The following is a 17,709-nucleotide window of genomic DNA, read 5'->3' on the forward strand; positions in this document are numbered from 1 at the left end:
CATGGATTCAAAGATCATGACCGCGCTCGGCGACCGCGTGCTGGAGCTCGGACCGCAGCCCGCTTCGGACGGCCGGTACAAGCACTTCAAGCTGACCCGCGATGCCGACGGCGTTGCCTGGCTGCTGTTCGACCGCGCTGACGCAAGCGCTAACACGCTCTCGTCCGACGTGATGGAGGAGTTCGACGCCGTGCTCGCGGCAATCGAGACCGAGCGTCCGGCCGGTCTCGTGATCCGCTCGGCAAAATCGTCCGGCTTCATTGCCGGCGCCGACGTCAACGAATTCCGCGGCGCCAGCGATGCCGAGATGGTGGAGACACGCATCCGCGCCGCGCATGCGGTGGTGGATCATCTGGATGCGCTCAAGCTGCCGACGGTCGCGGTCATCCACGGCTTCTGCCTCGGCGGCGGGCTCGAGGTTGCGCTCGCCTGTCAGTCGCGCATCGCCATCGACGGCGCGCGCTTCGGCTTCCCGGAGGTGATGCTGGGCCTGCATCCCGGCCTCGGCGGCACCGCGCGTTTCACCGCGCTGGTCAACCCGACGCAGTCGATGGCCTTGATGCTTACGGGGCGCACCATCGATGCGCGCCGCGCCAAGTCGCTCGGCCTCGTCGACACCGTGACGCAAGAGCGCCACGTCCGGGGCGCCGTGAAGGACGCGCTGTTCGGCCGCCTGAAGCGGGCGCGTCCGGGTCTCCTCACACGCGCGGCCAATTTCGGGCCCGTGCGTGGGTTGCTGGCCAAGCGCATGCGCTCGGAGGCAGCGAAGGCTGCATCGCGCGAGCACTATCCGGCGCCTGACGCGCTGATCGATCTGTGGGAGACGCATGGCGGCAGCAAGGCCGCGATGCTGAAGGCCGAGCAGGCCTCCTTCGCCAAATTGATGGTGACGCCGACCGCGCAAAATTTGATCCGCGTCTTCTTCCTGCGCGAGCAAATGAAGAAGGCCGCCGGCACCGGCAACACCATCAAGCACGTCCACGTCATCGGCGCCGGCGCCATGGGCGGCGACATCGCGGCCTGGTGTGCGGGACAGGGACTGCGCGTCTCGCTCGCCGACATGAAGGCCGAGCCGATCGCCGGCGCGGTGAAGCGCGCCGCCGAGCTCTACGGCAAGATCATCCGCAGACCGACCGAGGTGCGCGACGCACTCGATCGACTGATCCCCGACATGGACGGCGAGGGCGTGCGTAACGCCGATCTCATCATCGAGGCGGTGCCGGAAAAGCTCGAGCTGAAGCAGAAGGTCTATGCCGGCCTCGAGCCGCGGATGAAACCGGGCGCGATCCTTGCGACCAACACCTCCAGCATTCCGCTTCAGGATCTGCGCACCACGCTGGCGCGGCCGGAGCGCCTCGTTGGCCTGCATTTCTTCAACCCGGTGTCGCGGCTGCAGCTTGTCGAGGTCGTCAGCCACGACGGCAATGAGTCGCAGGTGCTAAAGGAAGCGCTCGCCTTCGTCGGTGCCATCGATCGGCTGCCGCTGCCCGTGAAGAGCTCGCCCGGCTTCCTCGTCAACCGCGCGCTGACGCCCTACATGCTGGAAGCGATGGTGATGCTGGACGAGAAGATCGACCAGCGCCTGATCGATGCTGCGGCCGAGCAGTTCGGCATGCCGATGGGACCGATCGAGCTCGCCGATCAGGTCGGTCTCGATATCTGCCTCGATGTCGGCGACATGCTGCGCGCCAAGTTCGGCGACCTCTTGCCGCCGACGCCGGCCTGGCTGCGCGAGAAGGTCACCGAGGGTGAGCTCGGCCGCAAGTCCGGCAAGGGTTTTTACACCTGGAAGGACGGCAAGGCCGAGAAGGCGCCGCTGCCTGAGACCGGTCCGCGCGTCACCGACCAGATGATCGACCGCCTGGTGCTGCCGATGTCCAATGTCTGCGTTGCGGCCCTTCGCGAAGGCATCGTCGATGACCCTGATGCGGTCGACGGCGCGATGATCTTCGGGACCGGCTATGCGCCGTTCCGCGGCGGTCCGCTGAACTATGCGCGCACGCGCGGCGTGGAAAATATTGTATCCACGCTGCGCGCGCTGGCCGAACGATTCGGCGGACGCTTCGCGCCCGATCCGGGCTGGGATCATTTCAAGTGAGAGCCACATGACCGAGAAGTCCGATACCGCCCCGCGCGGCGATCTCTGCATCCGCACGCTGGCGATGCCCGCCGACACCAATGCGAACGGCGACATCTTCGGTGGCTGGCTGCTCAGCCAGATGGACGTCGGCGGCGGCGTGTTCGCATCAAAGGTCGCGAAGTCGCGTACGGTGACGGTCGCGATCGAGGCGATGAATTTTCGCAAGGCCGTCTACGTCGGCGATCTCGTCTCGGTCTATGCCAATCTCGTGCGGGTCGGCCGCACGTCGATGACCGTGCATCTCGAAGCCTGGGCGCTGCGCCGCGGCGAGGAGCATCCGTTCCTCGTCACCGACGGCAACTTCACTTATGTCTCGATCGACGAGCACGGCCGTCCGCAGGAGGTGCGCTCCACGGACACGTCGATCGCGACGTAAGCGCGCGCGGCGGATGATCGCGCGGCGTCGCGTCCGCATCCGTCGCGGCTTCGCCAAGAACAAGTCACAAAACGGATGAGGTCTCGGCGTACTCAATTGCGTGTCGATTCGGGGTGGAAACGGCCTCAGATGCCCAGGAACCTTTGGGCCTGGATGCCGTTATCTGCGCGCACTGAGGACCTCACGGACCATGCCGGACAGCTACATCATCGAAGTTAATTCGCAGACCGCAGGTATCGTCGTTCGTTCCCAAGGAGGCTATTGCTTCTTCGCCTCGTCGCACCGCTTCAACCGTCTCGAAGGCCAGCTCTTTCGCAACGCCCGCGAGGCCGAGCGCGCTGCGCGCAAGCTGGTTAACGGCGATGTGAAGGAGGCGGCGTAAGCGTCGCACCTGTTATTCCGGGGCGCGCGAAGCGTGACCCCGGAATCTATCGTGCTGCAGAAATTGCCGACCAATGGATTCTCAGATGCACAATTGCGCATCATCGCCCGCGCCTGTCGGGCGTCCCGGAATGACGGCGTCGATCACAACTTCGTCGCGGAGCGTGACAACAGCTTCCAATCGTCGCCCTGCTTCTGCCAGTTCATCAGGATATGAAGGCTGTTTGCCACTTTCTGTCCGCCGGTCATCATCTCGGCCTGCCAGTGGAAGCGCACAATCGCGGCGGAGCCGACGATCTTGATGGTCGGATCCTTGTACGTAATCGACAGGAACTCCGTCTTGCCGTCAGTGGCGTTGGCGACGAAGGCCGCCCTGTCCTCGAGGAAGCCGTTGGAATGGCTGTAGCTCAGATCATCCGCGCATAGTGCGCTGAGCGCTTTCGGGTCGGCTGCGATCTGGGCGAGACGGAATGCCTCGACGTTTCTTGCCACCGCCTCGTGGTCCGTCGTGGCGGCATGATCGCGATTCAGTGTCATCGTGTCCTCCGTTCTTGATCTTGCGCCCACTGTTGCAGCCGCACTTGATTTTGTCGAGCGTCAGGTCGCAATACGGCGCATTGCGCTAGGTGGCGCGAATTCTGACGCGCAAAGTATGGTCGGAATTTTATGCAGCCCTCAGTGCTGCTGTCTTCTTCCTTCTCCGCTTGTGGGAGAAGGTGGCGTAGGCCGCCTTCGGCGGCCGTTGCTAAGAGAACGCCGAAGCAAAGCTTCGGCTATGGCGCCGGATGAGGTGTTGGCTCGGCAAACTCACAAGTGAGACATTCGCTCGCGGAGAGAGACCCCTCACCCGTCTCGCCGCCTTGCGGCGAGCCACCCTCTCCCGCAGGGGGAGAGGGTAAGAGCGGGCATCACAACTTCGTTGCGGCCCGCGACAGCAGCTTCCACTCGTCGCCCTGCTTCTGCCAGTTCATCAGGATGTGAAGGTTGGTCGGCACTTTCTTCCCATCGGCCGCCATCTCCTGTTCCGCGACCCAGTGGAAGCGCACGATCGCGGCGGGGCCGATCACCTTGATGGTCGGGTCCTTGTATTCGATCGAAAGGAATTTCGACTTGCCGTCGGTGGCGTTGGCGATGAAGGTCGCCTTGTCCTCGACCTTGCCGCTGGAATGGCTGTAGCTGAGATCGTCCCAGCACAGCGCGCCGAGCGCCTTCGGGTCGGCCGCGATCTGGGCGAGGCGGAAGGCCTCGACCTTCTTCGCCACGGCTTCCTCGTCCGCCGATGCGGCAAGCGCAGGTGATGTGAGCGCGAGCGCCGAGACGGCAAGAGTCGAGAGAGCCAGATCGCGTCGGTTGATCGTCATCGTTTCCTCCTTTTTGATCTTGCACGGAGTGTTGCAGCCGCGCGCGACTTTGTCGAGTGCCGCATTGTCGTCATGTGGATGCGTCATTGCGCGATCGAGGCCGTATTGATACGTCTCGCGCATCGATGCGTCGCGCATTTTGGAAAGCACGGAAATGATCGAGGCCAGACAGGGTACGACGGGCAGGGCATTGCTGTTCGACATCGACGGCACGCTCGCCGACACCGACCCGTTGCATTTGAAGGCCTTCAACCAGGTGCTTGGTCCGCACGGCCATGTCTTTGACCACGCGCGCTTCTCCAGGGAGCTGCAAGGTTTCGCCAATGTCGCGATCGGCGAGCGCTTTCTGCCCCACGAAGCGCCGGAGCGGCGCGCCTTGATCCTCGATGAGAAGGAGGAGGTCTTCCGCACGCTGGTGGCCGGGCAGATCGCGCCGCTGCCGGGCCTGATGGCGCTGCTCGACCAGGCTGACGGCGCCGGCATTCCCATGGTCGCCGTGACCAACGCGCCGCGTCTCAACGCCGAGCTGCTGCTGTCCGGCCTCGGCATCACGCACCGCTTCAAGGCGCTCGTGATCGGCGCCGAGCTGCCGCACGGCAAGCCGCATCCGCTGCCCTATCAGGAAGGTCTCCACTTTGTCGGGGCGAGGCCGGAGACTTCGGTCGCATTCGAGGACTCCCGCACCGGCGTGCAATCCGCCACGGCGGCCGGCATTCCGACCATCGGCATCCGCACCAGCCTCAGCCATGCTGACCTGGTTGCATCAGGCGCGGTCGCGTCCGCCAGTGCCTTCGACGATCCGCAGCTGCTCGCGCATCTGGCCAGCGCCATGACTTGGTAAGAAATGGCGTGGTGAGGGCCATCCGTTAACCGTGATCGGCGCGCACATTGACCGAAGCCGCGAACCGCCGCACCATGCATCCTCCTGATTTGAGGCCGTTGCCGTGACCGGACTGACCCACCGCCAAGCCGAAATTCTCAACATCGCGCGCGCCTCCGGCCGTGTCATGGTCGAGGAGCTCGCGCGCAGGTTCGAGGTCTCGGCACAGACCATCCGCAAGGATCTCAACGATCTCTGCGAGCGGAGATCGTTGACCCGCATCCATGGCGGCGCCATCATCGCCTCCGGCGTGGAAAATCTCGCCTACGAGGCGCGCCGCTTCGTCGCCGCCGATGAGAAGAAGGCGATTGGCGCTGCCGCCGCATCGCTGATTCCGAACGGCTGCTCGCTCTTCATCAACATCGGCACCACGACGGAGGAGGTCGCGAGCGCCCTGACCTCGCACGAGGATCTTCTCGTCATCACCAACAACCTCAACGTCGCCATGCTGCTCTACCGCCATCCTCGCATCGAGGTGGTGGTGGCCGGCGGCACGGTGCGCCGCGCCGACGGCGCGGTGGTCGGCTCGACCGCGACGCAGCTGATCGGCCAGTTCAAGGTCGACTATGCCATCATCGGGGCGTCCGCGATCGACGAGGAGGGCGCGCTGCTCGACTTCGACTATCGCGAGGTGCAGGTCGCGCAGGCCATCATCGCCAACGCCCGCAGTGTCATGCTGGTTGCCGATTCCACAAAGCTCCGCCGCAGCGCGCCGGTGCGCATCGCCCACATGACCCAGATCCAGACCTTTGTGACGGATCAGGAGCTCCCCGAGCGCCTCGCCACCATCTGCCACAGCAAGGGCATCGAAGTGGTGGAGGCGATGCCGAAGGGGGCGGATATCGACGACACCCAGGCCGATGCGCAGGACGCGGCGCCTGAAGCGGCACCGGTGGTGCGGCTGAGATAGGGTGTTAGGCGTCCCACGGGTTGAGCAGCGACAGGCCGTACGGTGCAAAATCCTTCACATTGCGCGTGACGAGCGTGAGGCTGTTCGCGAGCGCGGTTGCGGCAAAGAAGCCGTCCATGACAGACAATACGACGCCACTTCTGCGGCTCTGCGCCATCAGGTCGCCCCAGCGTTCCGCCACCGCGTGGTCGATCGGCAGGACGCGTTCGGCAAACCGCGCCGGTAGATCATGAGTCAGCCAGGCGGCTAACGCTGTGCGCCGACGGCCGTCCTCCAGCAACGCCACGCCGCGGCGAAGCTCGGCGATCGAGGCAACACTGATGAAAGTGCGATCCTCATCGATCGTATCAAGCCACGCCAGAACTTTCGGCGAAGGCGCAGGCCGCCGAACCTCGGACAGTACGTTCGCGTCGAGCAGCAGGTTCACGGCATTTCGTCGCGTGGCGTGTCGTGCACGCGATCGAGCTCAAGGTCTGCGCCACGAAGCGGCGACGCCAGCAGGAATTCGGCGAGCGTACCTTTGCGAGCGACCTTGCGCGCCCATTCCTCGACGGAAACGACGACCGCATTGGGCTTGCCGTGGCGGGTGATGACCTGCGGGCCGGTTTGGGCGCGATCGATTACCTCGGACAGCCGTGCCTTGGCATTGGCGAGCGTCCAAGTGTCATCAGTCGGAAGCGTGGCAGGTGCAGGGTTGCTGTCGACCATGGAGTGGAAACCAATATGACTATTATGACTATAATTCTGCGTCGATGACCTTTCAACGGCGCGCTTGCTTCAAATTGCCCCCTCCGAGCTGCTTCATTTCTCGGCTTCTTGCCCATCAAAAAAGTTCCTCTTTCACTTCCTTTCGCCTCTCTTTCATCTTGCTTTCGTTTTTCGGTGTGATCTAATCAAAAACGAAAGTAGCCGCTCGAAGGAACGGGCGGTCGCCGGGGGATGCGTCTGTTGGAGCGTATTTTCGACCTCGCCATCATTGGAGGCGGTGTTAACGGCTGCGGCATCGCGCGCGACGCGGTGGGCCGCGGCAACACGGTTTTCCTGTGTGAAATGAACGATCTGGCGAGCGGGACCTCGTCCTGGTCGACCAAGCTGGTGCATGGCGGCCTGCGCTATCTCGAATATTACGAGTTTCGGCTCGTCCGCGAAGCGCTGATCGAGCGCGAGATCCTCTGGGGCATCGCGCCCCACATCATCCGTCCCTTACGTTTCGTTTTGCCGCATCACGCCGGCCTGCGCCCGGCCTGGCTGCTGCGCCTCGGCCTCTTTCTCTATGATCACATCGGCGGCCGCCATCTGCTGCCGGCGACCCGTTCGGTCGATCTCAAGCGTGACGAGGTCGGCAAACCGCTGATCCCGAACCGCTACAGCCGCGCCTTCGAATATTCCGACTGCTTCGTCGATGACGCCCGCCTCGTCGTGCTCAACGCGCGCGATGCCGCCGACAAGGGCGCCGAGATCCGCACCCGCACCCGCGCCACCGAGATTCGCCAGTCCGATGGCATCTGGACCGTCAGCATGGTCAACACGCTGACCGGTGCACGTTCGTCGATTCGGGCGAAGGCCCTGATCAATGCCGGCGGTCCCTGGGTCGAGGACGTGCTCGGCCGCGGCGCCGGCGTCAATGCGAAAGCCAAGGTGCGCCTGGTGCAGGGCTCGCATATCGTGGTCAAGAAGCTCTACGACCACGACCGTGCCTACATGTTCCAGAACGCCGACGGCCGCATCATCTTCGTGATCCCCTATCAGGACGATTTTACGCTGATAGGCACCACCGATCGCGACTATGACGGCGATCCTGCCAAGGTGAAGGCGACGCCCGAGGAGATTCAGTATCTCTGCACGGCGGCGAGCGAGTATCTGGCGAAACCCGTCACGCCCGATGACGTGGTCTGGACCTATTCCGGTGTGCGACCGCTCTATGACGACGGCGCCAACGAGGCCAAGGCCGCGACGCGCGACTACGTGTTCGAGCTCGACACCCCCGGCGGCGTGCCGTTGCTGTCGATCTATGGCGGCAAGATCACCACCTATCGCCGCCTCGCCGAAGAGGCGCTGGAGCGGCTCGCGCCCTATCTTCGCAGTGCGAAAGCGCGCGAGGGCTGGACCGGCAAATGGCCGCTGCCCGGCGGGGATATGGGTGTGTCCGATGTCGACGGCCTGATCGCCGAGCTTCAGCGTGGCTATCCCTTCCTCAGCCATGAGCATGCACGTCGCCTTGCGCGCGCTTACGGCACCAGGGCGATCAAGCTGCTCGGCGATGCCAAATCGGCCGCGGATCTCGGCCAGGCCTTCGGTGCGACACTGACCGAGCGCGAGGTGCGCTACCTCATGGCCAATGAATGGGCGGTCACCGCCGAGGATATCGTCTGGCGCCGCTCCAAGCTCGGCCTGCGACTAAGTGCCGACGAGATCGCGACACTTGAAGACTGGATCAGGACCCACGCTGTGCAGCAAAGTCCACTGCTGGAAGCAGGAGGACGTTCATGAGCGTGACACTCGATCACGTGACCAGGACCGTCGACGGCATCGCGCACATCCGCGACGTCTCGCTGACGCTCGAAAGCGGCACGCTGAATGTGCTGCTCGGACCGACGCTGTCGGGCAAGACCTCGATCATGCGGCTGCTCGCCGGCCTCGACAAGCCGAGCACGGGCAGGGTGCTGGTTGGTGGCAAGGACGTCACCGGCGCCGACGTGCGCCAGCGTTCCGTCGCGATGGTCTATCAGCAATTCATCAACTACCCCTCGCTGACGGTCTACGAGAACATCGCATCGCCCTTGCGCGTGCAGGGCAAGCCGCGCGGGGAGATCGAAAAGCGGGTGGCGGAGGCGGCAAAGCTGCTGCGGCTCGAGCCGTTCCTGAAGCGCACGCCGCTCCAGCTCTCAGGCGGCCAGCAGCAGCGCACCGCGATCGCGCGGGCGCTGGTGAAGGGCGCCGATCTCGTGCTGCTCGACGAGCCGCTCGCCAATCTCGACTACAAGCTCCGCGAAGAGCTGCGTGCCGAGCTGCCGCGCATTTTCGAGGCCTCGGGCGCGATCTTCGTCTATGCCACCACCGAGCCGACCGAGGCGCTGCTGCTCGGCGGCAACACGGTGTGCATGTGGGAGGGCCAGGCGCTGCAGATGGGCGAGACCGCCAATGTCTACCGCCGGCCGCAGACCCTGCGCGTCGCACAGGTGTTTTCGGATCCGCCGCTCAATCTGGTCGGCATCGAGAAGAGGAACGGTTCTGTGCAATATGCCGGCGGCGGCACGGCCTCGCCGGCCTCGGGCCTCTATTCCTCGCTCGCCGACGGCACCTATCGCGTCGGCTTCCGCGCCCATCAGCTCGGGCTTGCCAACGGCGAGGCCGACCGCCACGCGTTCCATGCCACTGTCACGGTGACCGAGATCACCGGTTCGGAGAGTTTCGTGCATCTGACCCGCGACGGATCGAACTGGGTGGCGGTGCTGCACGGCGTGCATGAGTTCGAGCCCGGCCAGACCATCGATGCTGTGCTTGATCCGAATGATGTCTTTGTCTTCGATGCTGCCGACCGATTGGTCGCAGCGCCGAGCTCGTAGGGGGATGCGCGATGGCTCGCATTGACCTCGTCGATCTCGCCCATTCCTACGGCGGCAATGATGCGCCACAGGAAAGCTTTGCGCTGAAGCCGGTCACCATGACCTGGCGGCAGGGCGGCGCCTATGCGCTGCTCGGCCCGAGCGGCTGCGGCAAGACCACGCTGCTCAACGTGATCTCCGGCATCATCACGCCCTCGCGCGGCAAGATCCTGTTCGACGGCAAGGACATCACGCCGCTGTCGACGCAGAAGCGCAACATCGCCCAGGTGTTCCAGTTTCCGGTGATCTACGACACCATGACGGTGGGGCAGAACCTCGCGTTTCCGCTCAAGAACCGCGGCGTTCCGAAGGCCGAGATCGACAAGCGCGTCGCCGAGATCGGCCGCCTGCTCGACCTCGAGCCCTATCTGAACCGCAAAGCCACGCGGCTCACGGCCGACGCCAAGCAGAAGATCTCACTCGGCCGCGGCCTCGTCCGCTCCGACGTTGCCGCCGTGCTGTTCGACGAGCCGCTGACGGTGATCGATCCCGAGCTGAAATGGCAGCTGCGCTCCAAGCTGAAGGCGCTGCATCGCGAGCTCGACCTCACGATGATCTACGTCACCCATGACCAGACCGAGGCGCTCACCTTCGCCGACACCGTCGTCGTCATGCATGACGGCCGGGTGGTGCAGAGCGGCACGCCGGCCGAGCTGTTCGACAAGCCGGCGCACACCTTCGTCGGCTACTTCATCGGCTCGCCCGGCATGAACATCCTGCCGGCGGAGGTGAGGGGACGCGAGGCCAGGGTCGACGGCCATGTCATCGCGCTCAACCGCGCTTACGACAATCTATCGGCAGGCGCCAAGATCGAGATCGGCGTGCGCCCCGAATTCGTCGAGGCCGTCACGCCCGCGCCCGGCCTGCTCAGCGCGAAGGTCGAACGCATCGACGATCTCGGTCGCATCCGCTTTGCGCGTGTGCGTGTTGGCGACGCCAAGCTCGCGGCGCGCGCGCCGGCGGGCTTCACGCCATCCGACGGCACGGCCGGGCTGAAATTCGATCCGTCGCATGTCCACGTCTATGCCGACAGCCTTCTGGTTGAGGGAACCGCCTGATGGACAAGACCGTCAACCAAAAAGCCTGGTTCCTGGTGCTGCCGGTGTTCCTGGTGGTCGCCTTCTCGGCGGTGCTGCCGCTGATGACGGTGGTGAACTATTCGATGCAGGATACCTTCGGCAACAACCAGTTCTTCTGGAACGGTGTCGGCTGGTTCAAGGAGCTGCTCGACCCCTCGACTGATCTCGGCGGCCGCTTTCTCGCTTCCCTCGGGCGAAACCTGTTCTTCTCGATGGTGATCCTCGCGATCGAGGTGCCGCTCGGAATCGTCGTCGCGCTGTCGATGCCGCGCCAGGGCTGGACCGTCGCGGCCTGCCTCATCATCCTGGCGCTGCCGCTCTTGATTCCGTGGAACGTGGTCGGCACGATCTGGCAGATCTTCGGCCGGCCCGACATCGGCCTGCTCGGCTACGTGCTGAATGCCATGGGCATCGACTACAACTACGTCTCCAACGAGGTCGACGCCTGGGTCACCGTCATCGTGATGGACGTCTGGCACTGGACCAGCCTTGTCGCGCTGCTCTGCTATGCCGGCCTGAAATCGATCCCGGATGCCTATTACCAGGCGGCCCAGATCGACGGCGCCTCGCGCTGGGCGGTGTTCAAGGCGATCCAGCTGCCGAAGATGAACCGCGTGCTGCTGATCGCGGTGCTGCTGCGCTTCATGGACAGCTTCATGATCTACACCGAGCCGTTCGTCGTCACCGGCGGCGGACCCGGCAATTCCACCACCTTCGTGTCGATCGAGCTGGTCAAGATCGCGCTCGGCCAGTTCGACCTCGGCAAGGCCGCCGCGCTGTCGCTGGTCTACAATCTGATCATCCTGATCGTGTGCTGGATCTTCTACACCGTCATGACCAATGCCGGCGTCGAACGAAAGGTCCAGGCGGAGAGCGAACCGGCGCTGGAGCCCAAGCCTGCGGCCGCGCTCAAGCCCGTGCCCGCGCTCAAGCCAAAGGAAGGAGTGGCCTGATGCATTCGATTCCCGGCCGCCGCCTCATCATGGGGCTGTTCCTGGTCTTCCTGCTGCTGCCGATCTACTGGCTCATCAACATGAGCTTCAAGACCAACAGCGAGATCGTCTCGACGATGACGCTGTGGCCGCACACGCCGACCTTGCAGCACTATAAGCGCATCTTCACCGACGAGAGCTGGTATTCCGGCTATATCAACTCGCTGGAATACGTCGTCCTCAACACCATCATCTCGATCTCGGTGGCGCTGCCGGCGGCTTACGCCTTCTCGCGCTATCGCTTCCTCGGCGACAAGCATTTGTTCTTCTGGCTGCTGTCGAACCGCATGGCGCCGGCGGCGGTCTATGCGCTGCCGTTCTTCAATCTCTATTCGGCGATCGGCCTGTTCGATACGCCCTGGGCGGTTGCGCTCGCGCACTGCATCTTCAACGTTCCGCTCGCGGTGTGGATCCTCGAGGGCTTCGTCTCGGGCGTGCCGCGCGAGATCGATGAGACCGCCTTCCTCGACGGCTATTCCTTCCCGCGCTTCTTCATCAAGATCCTGGTGCCGCTGATTGCTAGCGGCATCGGCGTCGCCGCCTTCTTCTGCTTCATGTTCTCCTGGGTCGAGCTGCTGCTCGCGCGCACGCTGACCTCGGTGCACGCAAAGCCGATCGCCGCGATCATGACGCGCACGGTGTCGGCCGCCGGCATGGACTGGGGCTTGCTTGCGGCGGCCGGCGTGCTCACCATCATTCCGGGCGCGCTCGTGATCTGGTTTGTCCGCAATTACATCGCGAGCGGTTTCGCGCTCGGCCGCGTCTGAGGAGGCATCAATGGAATCCATCGCATGGATGGCCTGGACGCTGCCGACGGCGATCTTCTTCGCCGCACTCGCATGCACGCTCGCGGTCATGACTTACCTTGCCGCGGTCTATCCCGAAGCCGAGCGCGTCGGCGTGCTGCGCATCCCGACCACGCGCGGCGATCGCCTGTTCATCTCGCTGATATCGGCGGCCGTCATCCACCTCTTGTGGATCGGCCTCGTCGGTACCGACGCGATCGCGACGCTGCCGATCGGCGAGGATGGCTTTGAGATTTCGAGCCTCTGGCTCGCAAGTGGAATTTCGCTGGCCACGGCCGTGCTCATTTTCCGCACGGTCTGACGCTCGCGAAGGGACGGCCAGATCCGGGGGCAACCGGGTCTGTATAAAAGTTTGTCGCTGCAACGGAGGAACAACATGCGACAGTTTAGGAGAAGGAAAGGTCCATTGACCAAGAGCAGCTTTCTGACCATGTCCAGCGCCGCCGCCATCGTTGCGGTGTCGTTCGCCGTCTCGGCGCCGGTGCGCGCCGCCGACGATGCCGCGATCCAGAAGTGGATCGCGGAATTCCAGCCCTCGACGCTGTCGAAGGAAGACCAGAAGAAGGAGCTGGAGTGGTTCGCGAAGGCGGCCGAACCGTTCAAGGGCATGGAGATCAACGTCGTCTCCGAGACCATTACCACCCACGAATACGAATCGCAGACGCTCGCCAAGGCGTTCTCCGAGCTCACCGGCATCAAGCTCAAGCACGACATCATTCAAGAAGGTGACGTCGTCGAGAAGCTGCAGACCCAGATGCAGTCGGGCAAGAACGTCTATGACGGCTGGATCAACGACTCCGACCTGATCGGCACGCACTTCCGTTACGGCCAGACCATCGCGCTGTCGGACTACATGACCGGCGAGGGCAAGGACGTCACCGACCCGATGCTCGACGTCAACGACTTCATCGGCAAGTCGTTCGGCACCGCGCCGGACGGCAAGCTCTATCAGCTGCCCGACCAGCAGTTCGCCAACCTCTATTGGTTCCGCTACGACTGGTTCACCAACCCCGACTACAAGGCCAAGTTCAAGGCCAAGTATGGCTACGAGCTCGGCGTGCCCGTGAACTGGTCGGCCTATGAGGACATCGCCGAGTTCTTCACCAACGACATCAAGGAGATCAACGGCGTCAAGGTCTACGGCCATATGGACTATGGCAAGAAGGATCCCTCGCTCGGCTGGCGTTTCACCGACGCCTGGCTGTCGATGGCCGGTAACGGCGACAAGGGCATCCCGAACGGCCTGCCGGTCGACGAATGGGGCATCCGCATGGAAGGCTGCCGTCCGGTCGGCTCGTCGGTCGAGCGCGGCGGCGACACCAACGGTCCGGCTGCGGTCTACTCGATCACCAAGTACCTCGAATGGATGAAGAAGTATGCCCCGCCGCAGGCGCAGGGCATGACCTTCTCCGAGTCGGGTCCGGTGCCGGCGCAGGGCAACATCGCCCAGCAGATGTTCTGGTACACCGCCTTCACCGCCGACATGGTGAAGCCCGGCATCGCCGTGATGAACGCGGACGGTACGCCGAAATGGCGTATGGCCCCGTCGCCGCACGGCTCGTACTGGAAGGAAGGCATGAAGCTCGGCTACCAGGACGCCGGCTCGCTCACGCTGTTGAAGTCGACTCCGGCTGACCGCCGCAAAGCGGCCTGGCTCTATCTCCAGTTCATCGTCTCCAAGACGGTGTCGCTGAAGAAGAGTCATGTCGGTCTCACCTTCATCCGTGAATCCGACATCTGGGACAAGTCGTTCACCGAGCGTGCGCCGAAGCTCGGCGGCCTGATCGAGTTCTACCGCTCGCCCGCGCGCGTGCAGTGGACCCCGACCGGCAACAACGTGCCTGACTATCCGAAGCTCGCGCAGCTCTGGTGGCAGAATATCGGCGATGCGTCGTCCGGTACGAAGACGCCGCAGCAGGCCATGGACGCTCTCGCGGCGGCCCAGGACTCCGTGATGGAGCGCCTGGAGAAGTCCGGCGTGCAGGGCGCCTGCGGTCCGAAGCTGCACAAGAAGGAGACGGCCGAGTACTGGTTCGCCAAGGCCCAGAAGGACGGCACGATCGCGCCGCAGCGCAAGCTCGCCAACGAGAAGCCGAAGGGCGAGACGGTCGACTACGACACGCTGATCAAGTCGTGGCCGGCGCAGCCCCCGAAGCGGGCGGAAGCGAAGTGACGTCGTAGACGTCGTCATGGCCGGGCTTGACCCGGCCATCCATCAAACACGAAAGGCCGGGAGCAATCTCGGCCTTTTTTCTTTTTGCGTTGTGTCGGACGCCGCCTCCCCGCGTCATTTGCAATGACGAGTCTGTGGCAGGTGTTTCCACATTCTCGGTGTCATCGTCCGACTTGATCGGGCGATCCAGTATTCCAGAGACGGGAGCGGGCCACGGAGAGGCCGCGGCGTACTGGATTCCACGCCTTCGCGGGGAATGCCAGCGGAGGTGTGGCGCGTCGCCGCGACGCAGCCGGACGCCCCCGCTTGACTCCCTGTCACATCGAATTCATGATCAGCATAATGCGATTGAAGTAATTGCATTGCGATTACTTATGCAGAACCCGTTTGGGCCAGCGTCGGCCCGTTCCGGAGGCCGGTAGATGGCATTGATCGAGGCGTTCAGGCAGTTGCTGGGCGACACGGCCGTCCTGACGCGCGAGGAGGATCTCGCTGCTGTCACCGAGGATTGGCGCGGCCGGTTTCGTGCGCCGGCGCTCTGTGCGGTGCTGCCCTGGACGACGGAGCAGGTCGCGGCGATCGTCCGTCTCTGCGTCACGCATGAAACGCCGGTGCTGCCGCAGGGCGGCAACACCAGCCTCTGTGGCGGCGCGACGCCGTCGGGGCAGGGCAAGCCGCCCGTGATCGTCGCGTTGACGCGCATGCGCCGAATCCGTTCGCTCGATCCCGTCAACAACACCATGGTGGTCGATGCCGGCTGCGTGCTGGCGACCATCCAGGAGAGCGCCGCTGCCGCCGGCCGGCTCTATCCGGTCAGCCTCGGCGCCGAAGGCTCGTGCCAGATCGGCGGCAACATCGGCACCAATGCCGGCGGCACCGGCGTGCTCCGCTACGGCAACACGCGCGACAACGTGCTTGGGCTCGAGGTCGTGCTGCCGGACGGCTCGATCTGGGATGGCCTCTACGCGCTGCGCAAGAACAACACCGGCTACGACCTCAAGCATCTTTTCATCGGTTCAGAGGGGACGCTCGGCATCATCACCGGCGCGGTGCTGAAACTGCATCCGCTGCCGACGGCGGAGGCTGTTGCCTGGCTCGCGGTCGACAGTCCGCAAGCAGCGCTCAAGGTGCTCGGCCTGTTCCAGGCCGCCTGCAATTCACGGCTCTCCGCGTTCGAGCTGATGAATGCGAAGCAGATTGAGCTGGTGCTGGAGCAGGTCCCGGGCCGACGCTGTCCGGTCGCAGAGATCAACACCTGGCACGTCCTCGTCGAACTCTCCGATACCGGCGATGCCGCAGTGCTCGCCGCGACGATGCAGACGGTGCTCGAACAGGCGTTAGAGGCCGGGCTCGTCAGCGACGGCGTCGTCGCATCGAGCGAGGCGCAGCGCAAGGCGATGTGGCTGGTGCGTCACAGCGTGTCGGAAGCCAACAAGAAGGCCGGCGTCGGCCTGACGTCGGACACCGCGGTGCCGGTCTCGACCGTGCCTGATTTCATCGACCAGGCCATGGCGGCCGTGCGTGCGATCGTGCCGGGTCTGCCGTTCATCATCGTCGGCCATATGGGCGACGGCAACATCCACCTCATCCCCTTCTTCAGCTTCGCCGAATGGGACGCGCTGCCGGATCGCGACGCCGTTGCACAGCGGATCCGCCGCGCCATGAACGACGTCGCAAGCTCGCTGCGCGGTACGTTCAGCGCCGAGCACGGCGTCGGCCGCACCCTGACCGGCGAGATGACCCGCTACAAGCCGCCGGTCGAGCTCGCCTTGATGCGGGCGGTGAAACAGGCGTTCGACCCATCGGGTCTGTTCAATCCCGGCCGCGTTCTGCCGCCGTCATCGGCGACTGAGGCGGCCGCCGCTTCGCCGACCAATGCAACATCGTAGAGAGGGGACTGACATGACCAACGCACCGAAGATCATCACTTCCCGCCGTCGCCTGCTGCTGGGCGCAGGGGCTGGCGCCGTCGCGCTCGCCGCGCCCTCCGTCTGGTCGCCGTCCCGCGCCGCCGGCAAGCGCATCGTCGTGCGCGACGACGGCGGCATCTACACCAAGGCCTATGGCGCCGTGTACTACCGGCCCTTCACCGAGGCGACCGGGATCGAGGTCGTCGGCGTGCAGGCCAATGCCGAGCCTGTCGCGCAGATCAAGACCATGGTCGACACCAAGAACTACACCTGGGACATGGCCAAGATTTCCTGGCCCGCGATCCAGATCCTGACCACCGGCGCCAAGCAATATCTGGAGAAGCACGGCCTCGAAGCCGAGCCCGTCATCAAATCGATCCCGGCCGAATACGCATCGCCCTACGGCGTTGCCACCAACGTCTACACCACCGTGCTGGCCTATCGCACGGACGCCTTCAAGGGCCGCAAGGCGCCGCAGTCCTGGGCCGATTTCTGGAACGTGGCGGATTTCCCCGGACGCCGTTCGGTGCGCAAGCATCCGTTCGACACGATCGAGGAAGCGCTGATGGGCGCGGGCGCGCCGACCGCGCAGATCTATCCCTGCGATCTCGACAAGGCCTTTGCCTCGCTCGACAAGATCAAGTCGCAGGTCGCGGTGTGGTGGACCAGCGGCGCGCAGGTCGAGCAGATGCTGACCTCCGGCGAGATCGACATGCTTCCGACCTGGGTGTCGCGCGCGCAGTCCGCGCAGGCGGCCGGTGCGCCCGTCGAGATTGTCTGGAACCAGGGCATCTGGGGTGCCGACAATTGGTCGATCCTCGCCGGCACGCCGAACGCCGATGCCTGCCGCGAGTTCATCAAGTTCGCCTCCGATCCGAAGCGGCAGGCGGCGCTCGTCGAATATTTCCCGGCCGGCCTGACGCAGCCGGAGGCCTTCAACTACGTCAAGCCCGAGGTCGCAAAGAACTGTCCGACCTATCCTGACAACATCAAGGCCGGGCTGAAGATCGACGCGAAGTTCTGGTACGACAACCAGGCCGCCGTCATCGAGCGCTTCAACAGCTGGATCCTGGCTTGACCGGCAAGGGAGGCGCCA

General features: G+C 64.3%; 18 protein-coding genes. 14 read left to right on the top strand and 4 right to left on the bottom strand.

Annotation, left to right across the window (positions count from 1 at the left end):
- The first annotated feature begins 1 nt into the window (after position 1).
- The 3 genes from WN72_RS11785 (at position 2) to WN72_RS11795 (ending at position 2,898) form a co-directional block, all read left to right on the top strand.
- Positions 2–2,098, top strand: coding sequence for a 3-hydroxyacyl-CoA dehydrogenase NAD-binding domain-containing protein (locus WN72_RS11785; RefSeq protein WP_167381034.1), 2,097 nt, complete (start codon positions 2–4; stop codon positions 2,096–2,098).
- A 7-nt stretch (positions 2,099–2,105) separates the two neighbouring features.
- The gene (locus WN72_RS11790) at positions 2,106–2,516 is read left to right on the top strand and encodes an acyl-CoA thioesterase (RefSeq protein WP_027564302.1); all 411 of its coding nucleotides are present in this window, start codon (positions 2,106–2,108) and stop codon (positions 2,514–2,516) included.
- A gap of 190 nt (positions 2,517–2,706) precedes the next feature.
- Complete coding sequence (locus tag WN72_RS11795; protein ID WP_024341426.1) at positions 2,707–2,898, top strand: hypothetical protein; 192 nt, start codon at positions 2,707–2,709, stop codon at positions 2,896–2,898.
- Positions 2,899–3,041: 143 nt separating this feature from the next.
- Here the strand turns inward: WN72_RS11795 and WN72_RS11800 are convergent, their stop codons facing one another.
- Together WN72_RS11800 and WN72_RS11805 are read right to left on the bottom strand one after the other, a co-directional pair.
- On the bottom strand, positions 3,042–3,434 hold the full coding sequence (locus WN72_RS11800; RefSeq protein ID WP_092218131.1) for a nuclear transport factor 2 family protein: 393 nt from the start codon (positions 3,432–3,434) through the stop codon (positions 3,042–3,044).
- A gap of 371 nt (positions 3,435–3,805) precedes the next feature.
- The gene (locus WN72_RS11805; RefSeq protein WP_027564304.1) at positions 3,806–4,258 is read right to left on the bottom strand and encodes a nuclear transport factor 2 family protein; all 453 of its coding nucleotides are present in this window, start codon (positions 4,256–4,258) and stop codon (positions 3,806–3,808) included.
- A 154-nt stretch (positions 4,259–4,412) separates the two neighbouring features.
- On the opposite strand from WN72_RS11805, the gene WN72_RS11810 reads away from it, so the two are divergent.
- Positions 4,413–5,099 (top strand): HAD family hydrolase, encoded by a 687-nt coding sequence (locus WN72_RS11810; RefSeq protein ID WP_092218169.1) that lies wholly within the window; start codon positions 4,413–4,415, stop codon positions 5,097–5,099.
- 103 nt (positions 5,100–5,202) lie between these two features.
- Positions 5,203–6,048, top strand: a complete 846-nt coding sequence (locus WN72_RS11815) for a DeoR/GlpR family DNA-binding transcription regulator (RefSeq protein WP_027564306.1) — start codon at positions 5,203–5,205, stop codon at positions 6,046–6,048.
- 4 nt (positions 6,049–6,052) lie between these two features.
- Here the strand turns inward: WN72_RS11815 and WN72_RS11820 are convergent, their stop codons facing one another.
- A complete protein-coding gene (locus tag WN72_RS11820) occupies positions 6,053–6,475 on the bottom strand; it encodes a type II toxin-antitoxin system VapC family toxin (RefSeq protein ID WP_092218130.1) in 423 nt (140 codons plus the stop codon).
- A complete protein-coding gene (locus WN72_RS11825) occupies positions 6,472–6,756 on the bottom strand; it encodes a type II toxin-antitoxin system Phd/YefM family antitoxin (RefSeq protein WP_092218129.1) in 285 nt (94 codons plus the stop codon). The genes WN72_RS11820 and WN72_RS11825 overlap by 4 nt, the downstream gene beginning before the upstream one ends.
- A 231-nt stretch (positions 6,757–6,987) precedes the next feature.
- Here WN72_RS11825 and glpD point away from each other — a divergent pair, with 231 nt between their 5' ends.
- From glpD to WN72_RS11870, 9 genes are all read left to right on the top strand, one after another.
- Positions 6,988–8,538, top strand: coding sequence for a glycerol-3-phosphate dehydrogenase (glpD, locus tag WN72_RS11830; RefSeq protein ID WP_027564309.1), 1,551 nt, complete (start codon positions 6,988–6,990; stop codon positions 8,536–8,538).
- On the top strand, positions 8,535–9,614 hold the full coding sequence (locus WN72_RS11835; RefSeq protein ID WP_092218128.1) for an ABC transporter ATP-binding protein: 1,080 nt from the start codon (positions 8,535–8,537) through the stop codon (positions 9,612–9,614). The genes glpD and WN72_RS11835 overlap by 4 nt, the downstream gene beginning before the upstream one ends.
- A gap of 11 nt (positions 9,615–9,625) precedes the next feature.
- A complete protein-coding gene (locus WN72_RS11840; RefSeq protein WP_027564311.1) occupies positions 9,626–10,711 on the top strand; it encodes an ABC transporter ATP-binding protein in 1,086 nt (361 codons plus the stop codon).
- Positions 10,711–11,685, top strand: a complete 975-nt coding sequence (locus WN72_RS11845; protein ID WP_027564312.1) for a carbohydrate ABC transporter permease — start codon at positions 10,711–10,713, stop codon at positions 11,683–11,685. Before WN72_RS11840 ends, WN72_RS11845 begins: the two co-directional genes overlap by 1 nt.
- Positions 11,685–12,491 (top strand): carbohydrate ABC transporter permease, encoded by an 807-nt coding sequence (locus WN72_RS11850; protein WP_027564313.1) that lies wholly within the window; start codon positions 11,685–11,687, stop codon positions 12,489–12,491. Before WN72_RS11845 ends, WN72_RS11850 begins: the two co-directional genes overlap by 1 nt.
- Positions 12,492–12,501: 10 nt before the next feature.
- Positions 12,502–12,831 carry a DUF2160 domain-containing protein gene (locus WN72_RS11855; RefSeq protein WP_027564314.1) on the top strand — a complete coding sequence of 110 codons (330 nt, stop codon included), beginning with the start codon at positions 12,502–12,504 and terminating at the stop codon, positions 12,829–12,831.
- Between the two features lie 129 nt (positions 12,832–12,960).
- A complete protein-coding gene (locus WN72_RS11860) occupies positions 12,961–14,703 on the top strand; it encodes an ABC transporter substrate-binding protein (protein WP_027564315.1) in 1,743 nt (580 codons plus the stop codon).
- A 422-nt stretch (positions 14,704–15,125) separates the two neighbouring features.
- A complete protein-coding gene (locus tag WN72_RS11865) occupies positions 15,126–16,592 on the top strand; it encodes an FAD-binding oxidoreductase (RefSeq protein ID WP_092218125.1) in 1,467 nt (488 codons plus the stop codon).
- 13 nt (positions 16,593–16,605) lie between these two features.
- Positions 16,606–17,691, top strand: a complete 1,086-nt coding sequence (locus tag WN72_RS11870) for an ABC transporter substrate-binding protein (RefSeq protein ID WP_092218124.1) — start codon at positions 16,606–16,608, stop codon at positions 17,689–17,691.
- Positions 17,692–17,709: the final 18 nt, after the last annotated feature.

Source organism: Bradyrhizobium arachidis, from assembly GCF_015291705.1.
Classification (GTDB): domain Bacteria; phylum Pseudomonadota; class Alphaproteobacteria; order Rhizobiales; family Xanthobacteraceae; genus Bradyrhizobium; species Bradyrhizobium arachidis.